This window comes from Anaerotignum lactatifermentans DSM 14214 (assembly GCF_900142265.1).
In the GTDB taxonomy this organism is placed as follows: domain Bacteria; phylum Bacillota; class Clostridia; order Lachnospirales; family Anaerotignaceae; genus Anaerotignum; species Anaerotignum lactatifermentans.
In genome coordinates, this window is the sequence record NZ_FRAH01000015.1 from 10,129 (window position 1) to 28,478 (window position 18,350).

The 18,350-nt window shown below is 47.2% G+C and carries 12 protein-coding genes, 1 pseudogene and 1 riboswitch; all 13 genes and pseudogenes read left to right on the forward strand.

Going from position 1 to position 18,350, the window contains the following annotated elements:
- Positions 1-731 precede the first annotated feature (731 nt).
- On the forward strand, positions 732-2,099 hold the full coding sequence (locus tag BUB35_RS05715; RefSeq protein WP_072849968.1) for a sensor domain-containing diguanylate cyclase: 1,368 nt from the start codon (positions 732-734) through the stop codon (positions 2,097-2,099).
- Positions 2,097-2,183, forward strand: a riboswitch (cyclic di-GMP riboswitch). It overlaps the preceding gene by 3 nt.
- Positions 2,184-2,241: 58 nt before the next feature.
- Positions 2,242-2,937, forward strand: a complete 696-nt coding sequence (locus BUB35_RS05720) for a polyphosphate polymerase domain-containing protein (RefSeq protein ID WP_072849970.1) — start codon at positions 2,242-2,244, stop codon at positions 2,935-2,937.
- 12 nt (positions 2,938-2,949) lie between these two features.
- On the forward strand, positions 2,950-3,645 hold the full coding sequence (locus BUB35_RS05725; RefSeq protein WP_072849972.1) for a DUF4956 domain-containing protein: 696 nt from the start codon (positions 2,950-2,952) through the stop codon (positions 3,643-3,645).
- Between the two features lie 375 nt (positions 3,646-4,020).
- Positions 4,021-5,202: pseudogene (locus tag BUB35_RS19535) on the forward strand (CotH kinase family protein).
- A 12-nt stretch (positions 5,203-5,214) separates the two neighbouring features.
- Positions 5,215-7,344 carry a hypothetical protein gene (locus BUB35_RS05740; RefSeq protein WP_084730589.1) on the forward strand — a complete coding sequence of 710 codons (2,130 nt, stop codon included), beginning with the start codon at positions 5,215-5,217 and terminating at the stop codon, positions 7,342-7,344.
- A gap of 27 nt (positions 7,345-7,371) precedes the next feature.
- Positions 7,372-8,472 (forward strand): HEAT repeat domain-containing protein, encoded by a 1,101-nt coding sequence (locus BUB35_RS05745; protein ID WP_072849978.1) that lies wholly within the window; start codon positions 7,372-7,374, stop codon positions 8,470-8,472.
- A gap of 6 nt (positions 8,473-8,478) precedes the next feature.
- Positions 8,479-9,882 (forward strand): glycosyltransferase family 2 protein, encoded by a 1,404-nt coding sequence (locus tag BUB35_RS05750; RefSeq protein WP_084730590.1) that lies wholly within the window; start codon positions 8,479-8,481, stop codon positions 9,880-9,882.
- A 16-nt stretch (positions 9,883-9,898) separates the two neighbouring features.
- On the forward strand, positions 9,899-10,411 hold the full coding sequence (locus tag BUB35_RS05755) for a hypothetical protein (RefSeq protein WP_072849980.1): 513 nt from the start codon (positions 9,899-9,901) through the stop codon (positions 10,409-10,411).
- A gap of 17 nt (positions 10,412-10,428) precedes the next feature.
- Positions 10,429-12,225 (forward strand): EAL domain-containing protein, encoded by a 1,797-nt coding sequence (locus BUB35_RS05760; RefSeq protein ID WP_072849982.1) that lies wholly within the window; start codon positions 10,429-10,431, stop codon positions 12,223-12,225.
- Positions 12,226-12,306: 81 nt separating this feature from the next.
- Positions 12,307-14,556, forward strand: a complete 2,250-nt coding sequence (locus tag BUB35_RS05765; RefSeq protein ID WP_072849984.1) for a bifunctional diguanylate cyclase/phosphodiesterase — start codon at positions 12,307-12,309, stop codon at positions 14,554-14,556.
- Between the two features lie 261 nt (positions 14,557-14,817).
- Positions 14,818-15,675: a diadenylate cyclase CdaA gene (gene cdaA, locus BUB35_RS05770; RefSeq protein ID WP_022253469.1), complete on the forward strand. Its 858-nt coding sequence runs from the start codon at positions 14,818-14,820 to the stop codon at positions 15,673-15,675.
- Positions 15,672-16,949, forward strand: coding sequence for a CdaR family protein (locus tag BUB35_RS05775; protein WP_072849986.1), 1,278 nt, complete (start codon positions 15,672-15,674; stop codon positions 16,947-16,949). The genes cdaA and BUB35_RS05775 overlap by 4 nt, the downstream gene beginning before the upstream one ends.
- A 39-nt stretch (positions 16,950-16,988) precedes the next feature.
- On the forward strand, positions 16,989-18,338 hold the full coding sequence (glmM, locus tag BUB35_RS05780; protein WP_072849988.1) for a phosphoglucosamine mutase: 1,350 nt from the start codon (positions 16,989-16,991) through the stop codon (positions 18,336-18,338).
- Positions 18,339-18,350: the final 12 nt, after the last annotated feature.

Sequence of the window (18,350 nt, forward strand, 5' to 3'; positions counted from 1 at the left end):
CATGAAGTGGATGGTCACGAAGGTCTGAACCTGCTGATGGTGGATGATAGAATCCCCGCAGGTGCAAAACTGTACTAATTATAAGTAGAAATGCAGAAGGCGTTTTCTCGTAAGAGGAAACGCCTTTTTTGCACTTATATGCTTTCTTCAGGAAAAATACGGTTAAAATATTCATTCAAGACAGAATAATTATTTTGTTGACTTATGTGCATGTTTTGCACAAGAAAACTTCTGCGTTTCATAAAATGATAAGATGTCAGGAGGCATTTTCTCATACTTGCCTCTTTGTGTCTTTCTTGGTGAAACAGTTGATTTTCTGGCTTTTATATGCAATGAAAAAACAAGAAAATGCCAAAAAATCGTTGATTTCTGTCGTTACATAGTGTACTATTAAATGAATCAAAGTAAACATTCAGAATAAAATTTCTGAAAGAGCCTTTGGGGAATATATCGTGATAAGAGCAAACCATCTTCGAAATTGAGGGGTGGTTTTTATTTTACGAAAGTTGACAATGTGTCTTCATTTTGCATTTTTGGAGTGAACTTGCTTGGGAACTAGAGTTGATGCGCTTATCAAATGGATTCTTGGCGCAAAAATATCACATGCAGATTTTGTGGAAAAATCTGTATCGAGCAATCAGATTGCTCTTCGGATCGGATCGGCGTTCGGTGTCCTTTTTGAACTGTGTAATATATGCAGAGTGTTATTTTTCAGCAATATGGGGTATGCGATGGTAAATCGTTTGATTTATCTGAGATTTTATCTGATTTATTTGGTATGCTGCGCTGCATTTTTGATCATTGATTTTTTCTGTAGTTTGTCAGTTATGGTAAGACATCGGTTTTACATGATCAGCGTTGGTATGATTTTGTTTTGGCATCTGCTGTTTAATATGTACAATGTGTATCTGTCTGGTGCTATGGCGTACTTTACCATCGTCACGGCGGTTTTTTTCTTTTCCGGTTTTTTGATGTTCAAACCTCTTTATACCATCATTAGTTTGGGCGTATGCTACCTGACGTATATCTGGTTTATCAACCCTATATTCAGTGTGGGTGAGATCGTCAATTTTTCTGTGACCATCTGCTTGTGTATCTTGATGTATCTCATCCGGTATAAGCACCTGCGCATTGAAATCAGTCAGGCAAACCAGATGCGGGAAGTACAGCAGGAACTGACAGATGCCCAGCGGGATTTTCGTCTGACCATTGAGCAGTATGAAATGATTCGTGAGCAGGAAAGCTCCATCACCTTTGAATGGGACATTCAGGAAGACTGGATTCGCTTTTCCAAGGAGTGGAAGCATTACTTCGATCATCCAGAAAGTATCCCTCAATTTTATGATTTTATCAAAAATCTGGAACAGCTGTCCTCATCACATAAAGAGATCCTGCTTACCTGTATGCGGAATATCAAAAAGGGTGTCCCTTATCAAAAGTATGAGTTTATGCTGCCTGTCAAAAACGGCGGAAACAGATGGTTTGAAATCCGCGTGATTACCCAGACCAATAAGCAGAGCGAGCCTGTTTTGGGTATTGGGATTCTTTCGGATATTACAGACCGAAAGGACAGGATCAGTCAGCTGGAAAAAGAAATCCAAATGGATCTTTTCACCGGTCTATTGAACAAAGCCTCCATCGAGCGTTACGGCAAACGAAAACTGTCTGAACTGCGGGAAGGAGAAAAACTGGCTGCTTTGATTGTGGATATGGATGACTTTAAGGACATCAACGACCAATATGGGCATCCCATAGGGGATTATGTGCTCAAAGAAGCCGCTGACATCCTGCGTCATCATGCCCCTGTGGGAGCAAGGATTGGCAGAATCGGTGGGGATGAGTTTATGGTATTGCTGATCGGTTGTAACATATCCTGTATGGAAACATATGCGGAAGAAGTCATCAGCAAAATTCCCAGAATACATTGGAATGGCATAGAGGTTTCTCCCAGCTGTAGTATGGGGCTGGCAGTGGCATCCACGCCCAATGTGAGCTATGATGAGCTTTACCGCAAAGCCGATGAAGCATTGTATCACGCAAAACAGCTGGGCAAAAACCGGCTGTACAGCTTATTTTCTGAACAGACGGAAAACAATTGAATCCTTTGGCAAAATCGTTGAAAAACGATGACGCAAAGCTATGAGTCTACGGCAGAAAGCTGCTATGATCGTCAAGCTGCAAAAATGACTGGCATCCCTGTGTCTGATTTTTTGCAGCTTTTTCTTTTGGGAGGGATGTTATTTGAATGAGGTATATCGTCAGGAAAAGAAGTATTTCATGACACTTTTTGATATGAAAAAACTTTCCGGTCAGCTGGATCAGGTCATGATACAGGATGCCCATAACGGCGCAAACGGCTACAATATCCGCTCCCTGTACTTTGATACCATCAACGAGCGGGATTATGAGGCGAAAATAGATGGTCTGGAGCTGCGGCGGAAAATCCGTCTTAGGATTTACGACCCTGCCGCCGATTTTGCTATGCTGGAAATGAAACAGAAGGAAGGCAGCTACCAGAAAAAGCGTTCCCTGCGGGTTTCCCGGGAAGATGCCATAGAGCTGACAAAAGGCAGGTATCACAGCTTGCTGAAATATACGGACCCTTTTGCGGCGGAGTGCTACGGGCTCATGCACATGGCGTGTTATCGCCCCAAAACCATTGTGGAATATAAGCGAAAAGCCTATATCGCCAAGGAAAATAAAATCCGCATCACATTTGATCATCAGATTCAGGCAACAGAAAGCTGTATGGAGTTGTTTTCACCGGATTTGAACATGTGTCCGGTGCTGGATCGGTTCAATGGGGTGCTGGAAGTGAAATATAACGGCTTTCTGCTCAGTTATATCAAGGAACTGGTCAACGAAGCCAATCGTTCGGAATTATCAGTGAGCAAATATTGTCTGGCGCGGAGCGCCACCATGAAATTTGCGTTATAGGAGGGATGTCGTATGAGAAAAGTATTACTGGAGTTTTTAGAAAGCACGGGGCAATTGGATTTACAGACCATCATACTGCGTATGGCGGTGGCAACATTGGTGGGTTTTTTGATTTACCTGTCCTACATGCTTTCCCATGAAGGAAGCATTTACAGCCGAAAATTCAATGTTTCCCTCATGGCGCTGACGGTCATCACAACGGCAGTCATGATCGTCATTGGCAATAACATTGCGTTGTCCCTTGGTATGGTGGGCGCCCTGTCCATTGTCCGTTTCCGTACTGCCATCAAGGATTCCCGTGACACCGTTTACATTTTCTGGACCATTGTCACAGGTATCTGCTGCGGTTCCGGCGATTTCCTCATTGCTGGTATCGGCGGGGCATTTACGTTTTTGATTTTGCTTATTTTCGGACGTATCAAAAATGACAATCGTGTGTTGTTCATCATTCGTACCGCAAGGGTCAATGAGGCGCGGATCGAAGCGCTCATGTTCCAGTATTTTGCCCGGAAAGCAAATCTGCGGGTAAAGAACACCACAGAAAACAGTGTGGAATTTATTTATGAAATCAGCAAACGTCTGCTGGATAAAGCCGGCAATGCCACAAAAGGAAATATGAAAGGAAAAAGCATCACCGATGCCATCTATGAAATCGGCAATATCGAATACTGCAACATGGTGATGCAGAACGACGAAATCAGCAGCTAATGGGAGGGGAGGAAAATGAAATATCGTATTGCAGGGATTGCTGCAATGGTGCTGGTACTGCTTGCGGTATTTCTTGCCGACAACGTAGATACCGAAAACCCGGAAAAACGGGTCCATCAGCATCTCACTGCCCGTCAGCAAGACGCCGGATGCGACTGCGACGGCACCACCCTTTGTACCCATCTGCCTTTGCTGGTCATTGATACAGGCGGCGTGGTCATCCCTGGTGAGCCCATCCTTAATGACCAATCAGAAACAATTGGCTACACCACCGCAGCTGACGGAAACACCATGATTTCCGCCAAGCTCTCTGTTATGAGCAATGAGGAACAGAACCATCATCCCACAGATACGCCGGACATGGAAAGCAATATCATGATTCGTATTCGAGGCAACTCCTCCCGCCATTTCAATAAAAAGAGCTATCGTGTGAAGTTGGTGGAGGATACGGAGGGACTGGTCAATCGGGACCTGCCGCTTTTGGGCATGAGCAAAGAAAATGATTGGGCACTCCATGGACCATTTCTGGATAAAACCCTCATCCGAAACTATATGTGGATGAATATCTCCGCGGAAATCATGGGTTATGCGCCGGAAGTACGTTTCTGTGAAGTCATCCTCAATGGAGAATATCAGGGGGTCTATGTCCTGATGGAAACCATCAAGGAAGACGATTATCGGGTGAACCTCAGCAACTACGAGGAAGGCAGTGACCAAACCAGCTATTTGGTGCTGCTGGATGACCCTGATGGAAACAGAATCCTCAATAACTATACCCAGTATACATACGAAATGGAATTTTCCACCAAGGAGGACGATCCAGAACAGGTGACTTCCTCCACAGGCATACAAGTGCTGTATCCCCAGGAGGAATACCAGAGCCAAGGCGTTCTGGACTATATCCAGCGGGACATCAGCCGCATCGAGCGGGGACTCTATTCCTCGGATATGGTTTCCGGGCAGTATGACTACGAGAAAGAAATAGATGTGGATTCTTTCGTGGATTATTATATCCTTCAGGAATTTTTGCTGAACAACGATATGTTCTCTCGTTCTACCTATTTTTATCGGGATGTGCGAGGAAAGTTGACGGTAGGTCCTGTCTGGGACTATAACAATATGCTGGATAACTATATCCGCACCTTTGCCAGTGGTCGTTTGTATCTGGCAAACAGAGGATGATATGGCGCTCTCATGAAAGATGAGGATTTTGTGGAGCGGGTGCTGAATCGGTATCAAGAATTACGGCAAACATACCTTTCTGACGAATATCTGACTAATTATATGGAAGAAACCATTGCTTACCTTGGACCTGCCATTGCCCGCAATGACGCGGTGTGGGGCTTCAGTTATGATGCTACGAACCTGACCTCTTTGCAGCGGCGCAGACCGGAGGAAGGGCAGACCTTAGAGGAGGTAAACCCTTCCAGTTACACTCAGGCAGTGGAATGGATGGAAGGTTTTATGCTCAGACGCGGCGTATGGCTGGATGAAAATATCGAAAGCCTGCGGCAGTATTGTCACCAGTCCAAGACAGCAACCCAATGGGTGGAATAGGAGGTATGTGAAATGATGAAACGATTCATTCTCGCTTCTCTGGCAGTTGTCCTCCTTTTGGCAGGGATAGGATACCTGGTGTACTATCGGGGAATCTATGTGGATTTCAAACCGGAGGTATCCGTCACAGCCCGTTTCCGCACCCAGGGAAAAGAGATACAGTATTTGGATGGGGACACATGGAAAACCATGGAGATACGGGGCGTGGATTTATCCTCCAACATCCCCGGTGAAGCCATGCTGGACTTTGTGCCCGCTTATGAAGATTATAGCCGTTGGCTGGAACAGATTGGTGAGATGGGTGCCAATACCATTCGGGTCCATACAGTCATGGACGATGATTTTTATGAGGCGTTTTATGACTATAACACCACAAAAGAAAAGCCCTTGTATCTGTTACAGGGGTTGTCGGTGCCTGACCGCGCCAATTATGGAGCGGAGGACATTTATCAGGAGGAATTTGTGGATCTCCTGCTGGAAAATGCCACCAAAGCCGTGGATGTCATCCATGGCAACAGAGCCATCGAGCTGGGGAATTTTACAGGCACTGGCTGGTATCAGTGGGATGTTTCCCCTTGGACACTGGGCTATCTGCTGGGGCACGAATGGGACAGCGGCATCATTGCCTATACCAATAACAGCACATTAGGAGAAACTTCCTATCAGGGCACTTATTTCTACACCAAACCGGAAGCTTCACGTTTTGAAACAGCCATGGCAAAGCTCATGGATCGGGTGACCGCTTACGAAAGCGATAAATACAAAGAACAGCGGCTCATTTCCTTTGTCAATTCCCCTTGGGATGATCCCTTTGCTTATGACACACTGTATAACGCCCGTTTTGATACATACAATCAGGTGGATATGGAGCATATCGGCGCTTCTGCGGAATTGTTGTCCGGGTATTTCGCTTCTTATCGTCTGGAAACCCTTTGCCCGGACTATCAGAAATATTTCACCCGGGAACAGAAGGCGAAGCTGGGAGAACTGCTGGCAGGACTGGAAACGGGGGATTTATACAGCGGCTATCTGACTTTGCTCAATCGGTATCACACAGTGCCGGTGGCAGCAGTGGGCTTTGGTTTCTCCACTGCCAGAACGCCTGTGGTGGAAAATCATTCCCCTTTGAACGAACAGCAGCAGGGAGAAGCCCTTGTGGAGCTGTGGCAGAAAATGCGAAGTGCTGGCTGGACAGGAGGCTTTGTGTCCACATGGCAGGATGTGTGGGACAGAAACACTTGGAATACGGTCTATGCCAATTACAGCTTTGGCGTGGATAACTGGCAGGATGTACAGACAGACGGGCAGAATTATGGCTTGATGGAGTTTTGGCTGGGCAGCGGCGAAAGGGTCTGCACCGTGGACGGCAACGCTGCGGAATGGCAGGGCAAAGAGCCTGTCTGGTCATCAGATGCCATGGATGTGTATATGGATTATGACGAAAGGTATCTGTATTTCTATGTGGATGGATTTTCGCCGGAAACAGACGTTTTGTACCTTCCCATTGATACGACGCCTAAAACAGGCAGTACTTACTGGGAGGAAAAGAAGATTTCCTTTGAAAGAGGCTGCGACTTTGTGGTGACCATCGACGGCAAGGATAACAGCCGTGTGCTGGTGCAGGAGCGTTACGAGAGCCTTTGGGCCATGTATGCTTATGAAACGGATTATAAAAATCCTTATGCGAAGGAATATTGGCGGGAAAAGGATTCCCCTGTGTTCCGTCCCATCCGTTCCATTATGGAACGGGAGGGCGTCAATGCGGGGAACCGCTGGGTTGCCATGCCCACTTACGAAACGGGAAAACTGCGCTACGGCAATGCGGACCCCGATTCTCCTGCCTTTGATTCTCTGGCGGATTTCTGTTTTGCGGCAGATGGTGTAGAAATAAGGATTCCTTGGGGGCTGCTGAATTTCTCCAATCCTGCTGAAAGAATGATACACGATGATTATTATGAACATTATGGTGTGGAATACATACAGATTGACGAAATGTTCGTAGGCGCGGCTGTGGAAAGCGATATCAAAGGACGTATCCCCATGGCGTCTTTCCCTCTGGAAGGCTGGGGAGAATACGAGGAATATCAGGAACGTCTGAAAAAATCTTATGATGTTTTGCAGGCGGCTTGGAGCGGTCGCTGATATATACCAAAAGAAAGGAGCGGATATATGAAAGTTGAATTTATGATCTATATCTATGGCGCAGTTTGTGCCAGCATGATCGTCTTTAACATCATTTATAATTTGCTCCTGAAAGGCAGCGAATCTCGTATGCAGAATCGGTGTCAGAAGATGCGGAGCAAAATCAATGCCCAGATCTCCCGTCTGGCAGCAGGCAAAAATGTGGAGGAAGCCCATTTGCAGGAACTGCGGCGGAAACTTTCCCATATCAATCATTTGATGGCATTCCATCAGGTTTTGCAGGAGGATATGGAGAAAAAACCCGATTTGTATCGGGAGTATCGCCATCAGATGCGACCGGTGGTCATTTATATGGCGGCAGTTTATCGGGATAAGGAGAATATGCAGGCAGGGTATTTTGCTTACTTCCTTTCCTGTTATACGGCGGATAAACAGATGGCAATGGACTCTTTGCAGGACATTTTGCTGGATTATGTGCAGAAAAGCAATCTCTACTGCCGTTTCAATGCTCTGCAAGCCCTGTACCATTTCGGAACACCGGAAACCATAGCCAAAGCCCTTCGCATTGCCGATGACGGCAGCGTGTTCCTTCATGAAAAACTCATTACCGAAGGGCTTCTTTCCTATACAGGAGATTATCACGCACTTATTGAGGAGCTGTGGAAGAATATTATGCGGTATTCTCCTCATACCCAGCTTGCCATACTGAATTATATCCGGTTCCGCTCCGGCGAGTATCAGCGGGAAATGTACGAAATCATGATGGATAAAAAAGCGGATAAAGAGCTGTGTCTGGCGGCAATCCGGTACTGCGGCAAATATCCCTATGAACCGGCTTATGGACCTTTGCTGGCGTTTGTGGAGGATAAAGACGATACGAAATGGGAGTTTGCCACAGTGGCAGCGTCCTCTCTGGCGTCTTATGAAGGGGCAGCAGTGATAGATGCACTGAAGGAAGCCCTTCACAGCAGCAATTGGTATGTGCGCTATGCTGCTGCCCAAAGTCTGGAGCATCTCCATGTGAATTACGGTGATGTGGTGGATATTACCGCAGGCAGTGACCGCTATGCCAGAGAAATGCTCATGTATCGGCTGGAATCCCGCAAACTGCAAAGTCTGGAGGTGTAAAGAGCCATGATGGATGCGTTTAAAGAATTTTTTGATATTGTGGGTGTCTTTTTCGTCCTCTATATGATTGGTTATGCCAGTTTTCTGTTTCTGGCAGTGACTGTGGGCACTTCCGAACTGTATAAATTGAAGCGGCGGAACCAGCTGAAAAACGAATTGCTGGGGGAATACTATGTTCCCGTCACCATTGTGGTGCCTGCCTATAACGAGGAAGTGACCATTGAAGCAAACATCCGTTCTTTGCTTGCTTTGGACTATAAACTGTATGAGATTGTCGTTGTGGACGACGGTTCCAGCGACGATACTTCCAAAGTGGTGCGGGATGCCTTTCATATGCAGCAGATCAGCCGCCCCATACAGCGGAAGATTCCCTGCCAGGCAGAAGAAGTCATTTATGAAAGCTACGAATGGAAGGTGCCCATCACCCTCATCCGCAAGAAAAACGGCGGTAAGGCAGATGCTTTGAATATGGGCATCAATGCGGCAAAATATCCCTATTTTATCTGTATGGATGCCGATTCTGTGCTCCAGTATGATTCTCTGGAAAAAATCGTCCGCCCTGTGCTGGAGGACAGCAGCGTGGTGGCAGTGGGCGGCGTTGTTCGTCCCTGCAATGGTACGGAAATCCATGATGGACATGTGGTGTCTTACCGTATGCCTGACCAGATTGTCCCTTGTATGCAGGTGTTGGAATATGACCGTTCTTTTCTGGCGGCAAGGATACTTTTTGACCGGTTCAATGGCAGCATCATCATTTCCGGTGCCTTTGGGCTGTTTCATAAAAATACCGTTGTGGAAGCAGGGGGATATGACCCCGGCACCATTGGCGAAGATATGGAATTGGTGGTAAAGCTTCATGTGTATTGCCGGGAAAATGGCATCCCTTATCGTATCCGCTACGCCACAGACGCTGTCTGCTGGACACAGGCGCCGGAGAAACTGGGGGATTTATGCAAACAGCGCAGACGTTGGCATATTGGGCTGTTCCAGAGCATGATGCGCCACAGACGGATTTTCCTGAATCCGAAATATGGTCTTGTGGGATTGATTTCCTATCTGTATTTTCTGGTCTATGAGCTGCTTTCGCCTTATATCGAGGTCTTTGGGATTCTCACCATTGTACTGGCATTTGCCGTAGACCTGATCAATGTGCCATTTATGATACTGTTTTTCGGTATTTATGTGGTGTACTCCGCAATCCTGTCGTTGACGGCATTTTTTGCCCGCATTTATACGGTGGACTTGAAGCTGTCCTTTTCCGATGTGCTCAAAGCCATTGGACTTTGTGTGGTGGAGGTTTCCTGTCTGCGTCTGGTGCTGGCATGGGTGCGGGCAACGGCTCTGATTGGATACCGCAGAAGAAAACACGCTTGGGGCAGAATCGAACGGAAAAAGATACGGTTCAAATAAAAAAGGAGGTTTTCATATGAAATTGGATCAACTGAAAAAAGGTTTTTGGGGCTACAAAAAAGCCAGCGTTTACGAATATATCACCATGATGGAAGAAGAATTTTCTGAAAAACTGGCGGAAAAAGTCACGGAACAGAAGAAGCAGGAGGAAGAATACCGCACACAGATCACCTCTCTGGAGGAAGAACTCAGTCGCGTGAGAAAAGAACTGGAGGAGCAGAAGCAGGAGCAGATGAATGTTGCTGCTGCCCTCATGGAGGCTGTGCGGTATAAGGACGAACTCCAGCAGGAAGCCCAGGAAAAAATGCAGGAAGAGCGTGCGGCATGGGAGAAAAAACTGGAAGAAGGGGCAAAAGAGCTGAATGGGTACCAGAAACAGATTGCGAAAGTCCGTGAAATGGTCCAAGGTCTGCTCCAGTCCATGGATGCCAAGTCTGAGGAAGTGGAGATGCAGATTCAGACAGTGAAGGCTGCCTGCCCCCGTCATAATATGACTTTGTTTGAAAGGAACCAGACAGAAGAAGCGTAAAGACTGAGGTGCTGACTGTGGAAGAAAAGACTTTGATTTATGTTGCGGGAAATCCTGACGCCTATCCTTTGGAGTATTTTGACAAAGATACCCAGACCTATGCAGGGGTCATCCCTGAACTGCTGGCGGAATTTTCTGACCAAAGTACATATGAAATCGTATATTATGAGGCAGATGGCACAGACCACCGGGAGGAACTAGCCCAGCAGAAGCAGGTAGACCTGTTTTCTGGCTATGAAGCAGAGGAGGAACAGCTGGATCATGCCCATGAACTCCCCCTTTTTTCTGGAGAAAATGCCTATATGCTCTATTTTACAGAGGCTGCTCCTGCCGCCTTTCGGTCGGATTTGCAGGCGTATCTGGCGGAAGTATCCCCGGCAGAGATGACAGGGCTTTTGATGGCTTCCGTGGAAACGCCGCCCAGCTCTCAGGGATTGTACTGGACAATGGGAGCCATGGGCGCTGCCCTTTTGGTCATGGCAGTGGTGCTGCTTCTGACGGTGCGCCGATACCGCAGGAAATTGAAAGAAAGCCAGCAGAATGTGGAAACGGACGAAACCACAGGTCTGGGGAATATGGAATATCTGGAACGGTATTATAAACAATATATCAATGACAAAAATCGGATATTATATCATGCCATCTATTTTTATGTGGATACAGACCGCCTGCGCAGACTGGGCAGCGGACAGGAAACCGATGAATTCCTTCGTTACTGCGCTGTGATTTTGGGAGAATATACGGAAGATAGTGATATTCTGGCAAGGGTATCAGAACAAGGCTTTTTGATGCTGCGCCTTGGGGGCAGCGCAGAACAAACGGATACATGGCTTTGCACCTTGCTGGAGAGAGTCCGCGACTATGCGAAGCGCTACGGCAAGCCTTATGATACCAATCTTTATGCGGGCATCTATCCGCTGAAAAGTCAGGACAGAGATTTGAATGAAATCGTTTTTCAGGCGTCTCAGGGAGCTTATCAGGCGGAAAAAGAAGAAGTGCCGTATCTGTTCTGCTCTCAGGCAATGATTCAGAAATCCCTCCAGGAGCGGCAGCTTCAGGCGAGCATCGATCAGGCTTTTGCACAAAAAGAATTCCAATTGTATATCCAGTTTTATGTGGATGCCCAGACCCTTAAAGTGGTCGGCGGGGAAGCCTTGTCCCGCTGGAAACATCCGCAAAAGGGGATCTTGCTGCCAAGCGTATTTATTCCGCTGCTGGAACGGGAAAAAATGATCAGCCGACTTGACTATTACTGCCTAAAAGAGGTATGCTTCTTCTTAGAGAGCCTTTTGAAGGCAGGCGTGGATACCTTTTTCGTATCCTGCAATTTCTCCCGTGAAACTTTTGCGGCAGCGGACTTTGCCCAAAAGGTACAGGAGATTTTGAATGGATTCACATTTCCAAGAGAACTGCTGATTCTGGAGATCACCGAAAGCGTTTCTGTCAGAAACGCCGCCCAGATACGACAGAATGTCATTGCATTGAAAAAGTACGGCGTCAGAGTGGCATTGGACGACTTTGGCGAAGGCTTTACCTCTTTTTATGATCTGCAAAAATACCCCATTGACGGCATCAAACTGGATAAAGGTCTGGTGGATCATGTGACGACGCCCATTGGTACAGCTATACTCAAGGCTATGATACAGGTGGGACATGAGCTGAATATGACCATCCTTGCCGAAGGGGTAGAAACAGATGCGCAGGTGAAGGCGCTGCAGGAAATCCACTGCGATGTCATCCAGGGATTCCGTTTCTGCCATCCACTGCCACAGTGGGAGGCAACAGAGCAGATCATTCAGAACAGACGAACATAAGAAAAAGACAAGCTGTGCCTAATTGCCTTTCTGGAAAAAAGACAAAGACACAACAGAAGGTTTACAGGGTAGGAGGCAAGTATGGACGAGAAGAAATTGACAAAACAATTGCGCCGCATTACCATCATTACCATCATCGGCAGCTTGCTGCTCAGTGCCATTGGTTTTGGTATTTTTACCTATATCATGAAATCTGCCCATGAAGCGGAACATGAACAGCTCAAGGCGGAAACAGAAGAATATCGTGGACGTTTGGTCAGACAGATGGATAAAAATTTGCAGATTCTGACAACGCTGTCCAAGGCATATGAAGTCAGTACCATTACCGATGAACCTGAATGTCTTGGAAAGAGTTTGATGGAAACCAATACTGCCGACGGCTTTCTCAGTATGGTATATATGCGCCAAGATGGTACAGGTCTTATACATACGACAATTTCTGGCGAGGTAGCGGCAATCACCATGGATGACCTGCATCCTTATGCCGTTGAGGTGGTGGAGTCCGCACTGCAAGGGAAAAATGCCGTTTCCAAGATCTTCAGGAGCGATGTGCTGGATGAGAAGCTGTTTGTATACGCTGTTCCTGTATATGAAAACGGGGAAGTCGTTGGTGCGCTGGCAGCTGGTGATACCCTTGATATTTTTACAGAGGCTACTGACGGCAAAACGGTCATGGGCGGGGCAGGGTATCTGCACCTGATTGCCGATAACGGGAGGTTTTTGGTACGGTCGGAAAATACGTTGGTAGATGAGGAAATGAAATACCTTTATGAAGGGGATATCCTTTCAGAACAGACCAAGGCGAAGGTGCAGGCTGCACTGGAAAAAGGCGAAGATGTCTGCGAGGAATTTAGCTACGAAGGCAATCGTATGCATTTTTATATGGTGCCTTTGGATATCAATGGATGGTATTTGTACTGCGCCAATAAGGTGTGGGGTTCTTCCTCCTCATTGGGCGATGCTTTGACCATCTTTGGCGTACTGATGGTGCTGATGCTGATTCTCATGAATATATTGCTTTACAGTGGACGCCGTGTCTTTAGCCAAAATATCAAAAGCCTGATCCGTCTGGCTTATGAGGACCCCATCACTGGGGCAAAAAATACAGCCTACTTTGACGAAAATTTCCAGCGGATATTGGAAACAAAACAGCCTTTCAGCACAGCGGCTTTGAACGTCCATAATTTCAAAGGTATCAACGACCTGTTTGGCAGAATGCGCGGGGATCGCGTGCTGTGTTATATGGAAAATGTGCTGGATCATAACCTGAAAGAAGGCGAGTTTTTCTGCCGTGACACAGCAGACCTGTTTTACCTGCTGCTGTTGGATACAGACCAGGAATCTATCAAAAAACGTTTGGCTGTCATCATTGAGCAGATCAGAGCATCTTCTTTGGAATACGGCGAGTTTAGTTATGACCTTTCCCTCTATGCCGGCGTTGCCATAGGGGAAGACAGGGAGAAAGCTTTGCTGGCTATGCAGAGCATCGAACATACCCACCATACGGATATTGCCTTTTACAATCACGACATGCACAATGCCGTGCGGAAGAAAAACAGCATCGAAAGCCAGATGTACCCGGCTTTGCAGAATAAAGAATTCAAACTGTTTTTACAGCCGAAGTTTGGCATGAAAAATGAAGGTCTGGTGGGGGCAGAAGCTTTGGTGCGCTGGCAGAATCCAGACGGCTCTTACCGCTATCCAAATGAATTTATCCCGCTCTTTGAGGAAAATGGATTTTGTCTGAAACTGGATCTTTATATGGTGGAACGAGCATGTGAGCAGATCAAAGCATGGAAGGACGCGGGTCTGACCCCTGTGCCCATTTCTGTAAACCAGTCTAAGATGCTGTTTTCTGACCTGCATTATCCTGATAATTTGATGCAGATACTGAATCGGTATGATGTTTCTCCTTCTTTGATCACGCTGGAGATACTGGAAGGAGTTGCTACGAATAATCTGGAACTGCTGAACCATCAGATAGAAGCGCTCCATGCCCTGGGCTTCCGCATTTCCATGGATGACTTTGGCAATGGATATTCTTCTTTGAATATGCTGTATCAGCTGAACATCGACGAATTGAAGCTGGATCGGGGCTTCTTGCGGCAGGTTTCCAAAGAGGACGAAGAACGCCGCTATATCATATTGGAGCAGATCGTCAGCTTTGCACGGAAACTGGGCATTGCCACCGTTGCGGAGGGCATTGAAACCCAGGAGGATGAGGAATTGATACAGGCGCTCAAATGTAATTTCGGACAGGGCTATTTCTATGATAAACCCATGAGCGCCAAGGAATTCAGTCAGCGTTATATGAAAAAAGACGAAAAATGACACGTTGCTGTCATAGATCAAAATAAGAAATCACACCCCGTTTGTTGGACGGAATGTCCTGCGGGGTGTTTTCATGTCCAAAGAGCAGGCATTTGGAAAGGGAGGAGCTTTCCCTCCTGTTTTCTCTGATAAAAAAATATCATAAATTTTTTTGAATTTTACAAGAGAATCACACTTTTGTTCTACTTTATGATATACTGATACTGTATCGGCTTTTTGGAACCAATTTTTATTAGAATCAGAAGAATCGGGTGTGATACAATGGATTTTTTGAACAGCTTTTTCAGTGGTCTGGGCATCACAGAATTTGTACGTCCGTCCATTGGCATAACGGATGTGCTGGATATCCTGATTGTGGCATATATTATCTATAAAGTCATTTTCTGGATCAAAGAAACCCGTGCCTGGGTCCTTTTCAAAGGGATACTGGTGATCTTCGCCTTTGCGGCAGTGGCAGCCCTTTTGAAATTACATACCATCATTTTCGTTCTTTCCAACACCATCAATATGGGTATCATTGCACTGCTCATCGTTTTCCAGCCGGAAATGCGAAAGGCTTTGGAACAGCTGGGCAAAGGAAAGATATTTTCTTACTTCACCCGCGGCGAAGATGCCGGGGATGAAAAAGCCGCAGCCCGCACTGTAAACGAAATCGTCAAAGCGGCGGACAAAATGGGCGCGGCAAAAACAGGCGCCCTGATCCTCATGGAACAGGAAGTGCCTCTGGGCGATCTGGAAAGAACAGGCATCCCCATCGATGCCATCGTGTCCAGTCAGCTCCTCATCAATATTTTTGAACACAACACCCCCCTCCATGACGGGGCGGTGATCATCCGGCGGAACCGTGTGGCAGCGGCCACCTGTTTCCTGCCATTGACAGACAGCAACGAAGTCAGCATGGAACTGGGTACCAGACACCGGGCAGCCATCGGTGCCAGCGAGGTTTCTGACGCCCATGTTATCGTCGTTTCCGAAGAAACAGGGAAGATTTCCGTTGCAAGAGGCGGCGTTTTGTATCGGGACTTGACGCCAGAACAATTGAAAAACATGATCTCCGAACAGGATCATCAATCCGCCAAAAAGAAACTGGCGATTTGGAAAGGAAGGCAGGATAAATGAAACGATTTCAGGAATTGCTCATGAAAGACCTGGGCTGGAAACTGCTTTCCGTGGCCATTGCTACCACCATGTGGTTTATGGTCATCAGCATCAATCAGCCCATTGATACAAGATCATACAGCACCACCCTCCAATTGGTAGGGGAGGAAACATTGACTGCCCGTGGCCTTACGGTAGCCAATCGGGAAGATTTGACCAATACAAAGGTCAGCATCAAAGTCAAAGCCCAGCGAACGGCCCTGGACCGGCTCAGTCAGCGACAGGCGGATTTGATTTCTGCCAGTGTGGATCTGTCAGATTTGACTTATGCTCAGGATGGTGATACCATCACACTGCCTGTAGATACTTCCGTTGGCGGCGGCGCTACGGGATATACCGTTGAGAGCAAAGTCCCCGGCAGCGTGGAGATTCAGGTAGAAACTCTGGCAGCAAAGGAATTCCCGCTGGAAGTTTCCCTGAATGGGGAAGTTACAGAAGGCACCCACCTGTCAACACCTAAGTTGATCCCAGAAACCATTATGGTCAAAGGGGCAAAATCCGCTGTGGACAGCGTTGTGGCAGTGCGCCTGTCTGTCAATGCGGCAGATGCGGTGCAGCAGATGGATTTGCAGGTGAAACCCGTCGCTTATGACAAAGACGGCAATACCGTAAACGGCGTGACATTCTCCGTGGATACGGTTACCGTTTCTTATAGCCTGAATGAGGCAAAACAGGTGCCTGTTCAGGTTTCTGTAACAGGCAGCCTGGCAGACGGCTATCATTTAGGGGAAATCACATGCACTCCCAAAACCGTTTCTGTCATTGGGGCAAAAGAAGATCTGGATAAACTGAATGTGATTTCTCTGGATCAGATTGACGTTAGTGGAGCAACCAGCTCCATCAGCCATACCTTCCAGCTTTCTGATTATCTGCCAGAAGGGGTAAAACTGGAAGAAGGCAGCAGTGCTGTGGTTCAGGTCTTTGTCCATGTGGACAGAGGGGAAGAAAAGACCGTAACGGTTTCTTCTGACCAGATTCACCTGACCAATGGGCAGGATGGATATCAGTATCATCTGCCGGACAGCATTTCCGTTTCCATCAACGGCGAAGCAAGCCAGCTGGCAGCAGTGGAAGGCAGCGACCTGTCAGGTCAGGTGGATGTTTCCGCTCTCACAGAAGGCGAACATACCGTTTCCATTGATTGGAACCTGCCAAGCGGCATTACGGCAGACAGCAGCACCGTTACCATAGAAGTGACGGCTGCCGGCAGCGATGAATCAGATACAGAATCATAAACAATATGAGAAAATAAGAATAAGGAGTTTGAACAGAATATGGGTAGATTATTTGGTACGGACGGTGTCCGCGGTGTAGCGAATACGGAACTGACAGGGGAAATGGCGTTCCAGCTGGGACGTGCAGGCGCTTATGTACTGACAAAAGAAACAAAACACGCACCTCGTATTTTAGTGGGGATGGATACCCGCATCAGCGGTGATATGCTGGAAGCGGCTCTGGTAGCAGGCATCTGCTCCGTAGGCGCTCATGCAGTGCTGGCAGGCATCGTGCCCACACCTGCAGTGGCTTATCTGGTACGGAAATATCGTCTGGACGCGGGTGTTGTCATTTCCGCATCCCATAACCCCGTGGAATACAACGGCATCAAGTTTTTCAACAGCCAGGGCTATAAACTCAGCGATGATCTGGAAGACGAAATCGAAAACATCATTCTGAGCCATCCCGAAATCCTGCCTTCTCCCACAGGGGCAGCCATCGGTACCCATACCGTAGCGGAAGACGCGCTGGATGATTACATTGCATTTTTGGGCAGCACCACAAAGGAAAAATTCGGCGGCATCAAAGTGGCTTTGGACTGTGCCAACGGCGCATCCTACAAAGCGGCTCCCATCACACTGCTGAATCTGGGTGCAAGCCTCTGTATCATCCATAATGAACCTGACGGCACAAACATCAACGAACGCTGCGGTTCCACCCATATGGAAGACCTGAAAGCATTTGTAAAAGAAAATAACGCAGACATCGGTTTCGCTTTCGACGGCGACGCAGACCGTTGTCTGGCTGTAGACGAAAACGGCGAACTCATCGACGGTGATAAAATCCTTGCCATCTGCGGTTTGGATATGAAGGAAAAAGGCACACTGAAAAACGATACCATCGTTGGTACCGTTATGTCTAACCTGGGTCTGACCATGATGGGCAGAGAAAAAGGCATTGCCATTGAACAGGCAGGCGTTGGCGACCGTTACGTTCTGGAACGCATGATCGAAGCGGAACGCAACCTGGGCGGTGAACAGTCCGGTCATATCATTTTCCTGGACCATAACACCACAGGTGACGGCATTCTCACAGCTATCCAGCTGCTGTCCGTTATGAAACGCACAGGCAAAAAAGCATCCGAACTGGCAAAAGCCATGGAAGTGATGCCTCAGGTGCTGGTAAATGCCCGCGTCAATAACGCAAAGAAAAACACTTATATGGAAGTACCTGCTATTCGTCATGCCATTGCAAAACTGGAAGAAGAATTTTCCGCAGACGGCCGTGTGCTGATCCGTACTTCCGGCACAGAACCTCTTATCCGTGTTATGATTGAAGGCAAAGACATGGAACGCATGGAAAAAGCGGCAAAAGAACTGGCAGCATTCATCGAAAAGACATTGCAGTAATAAAGGAGAAGC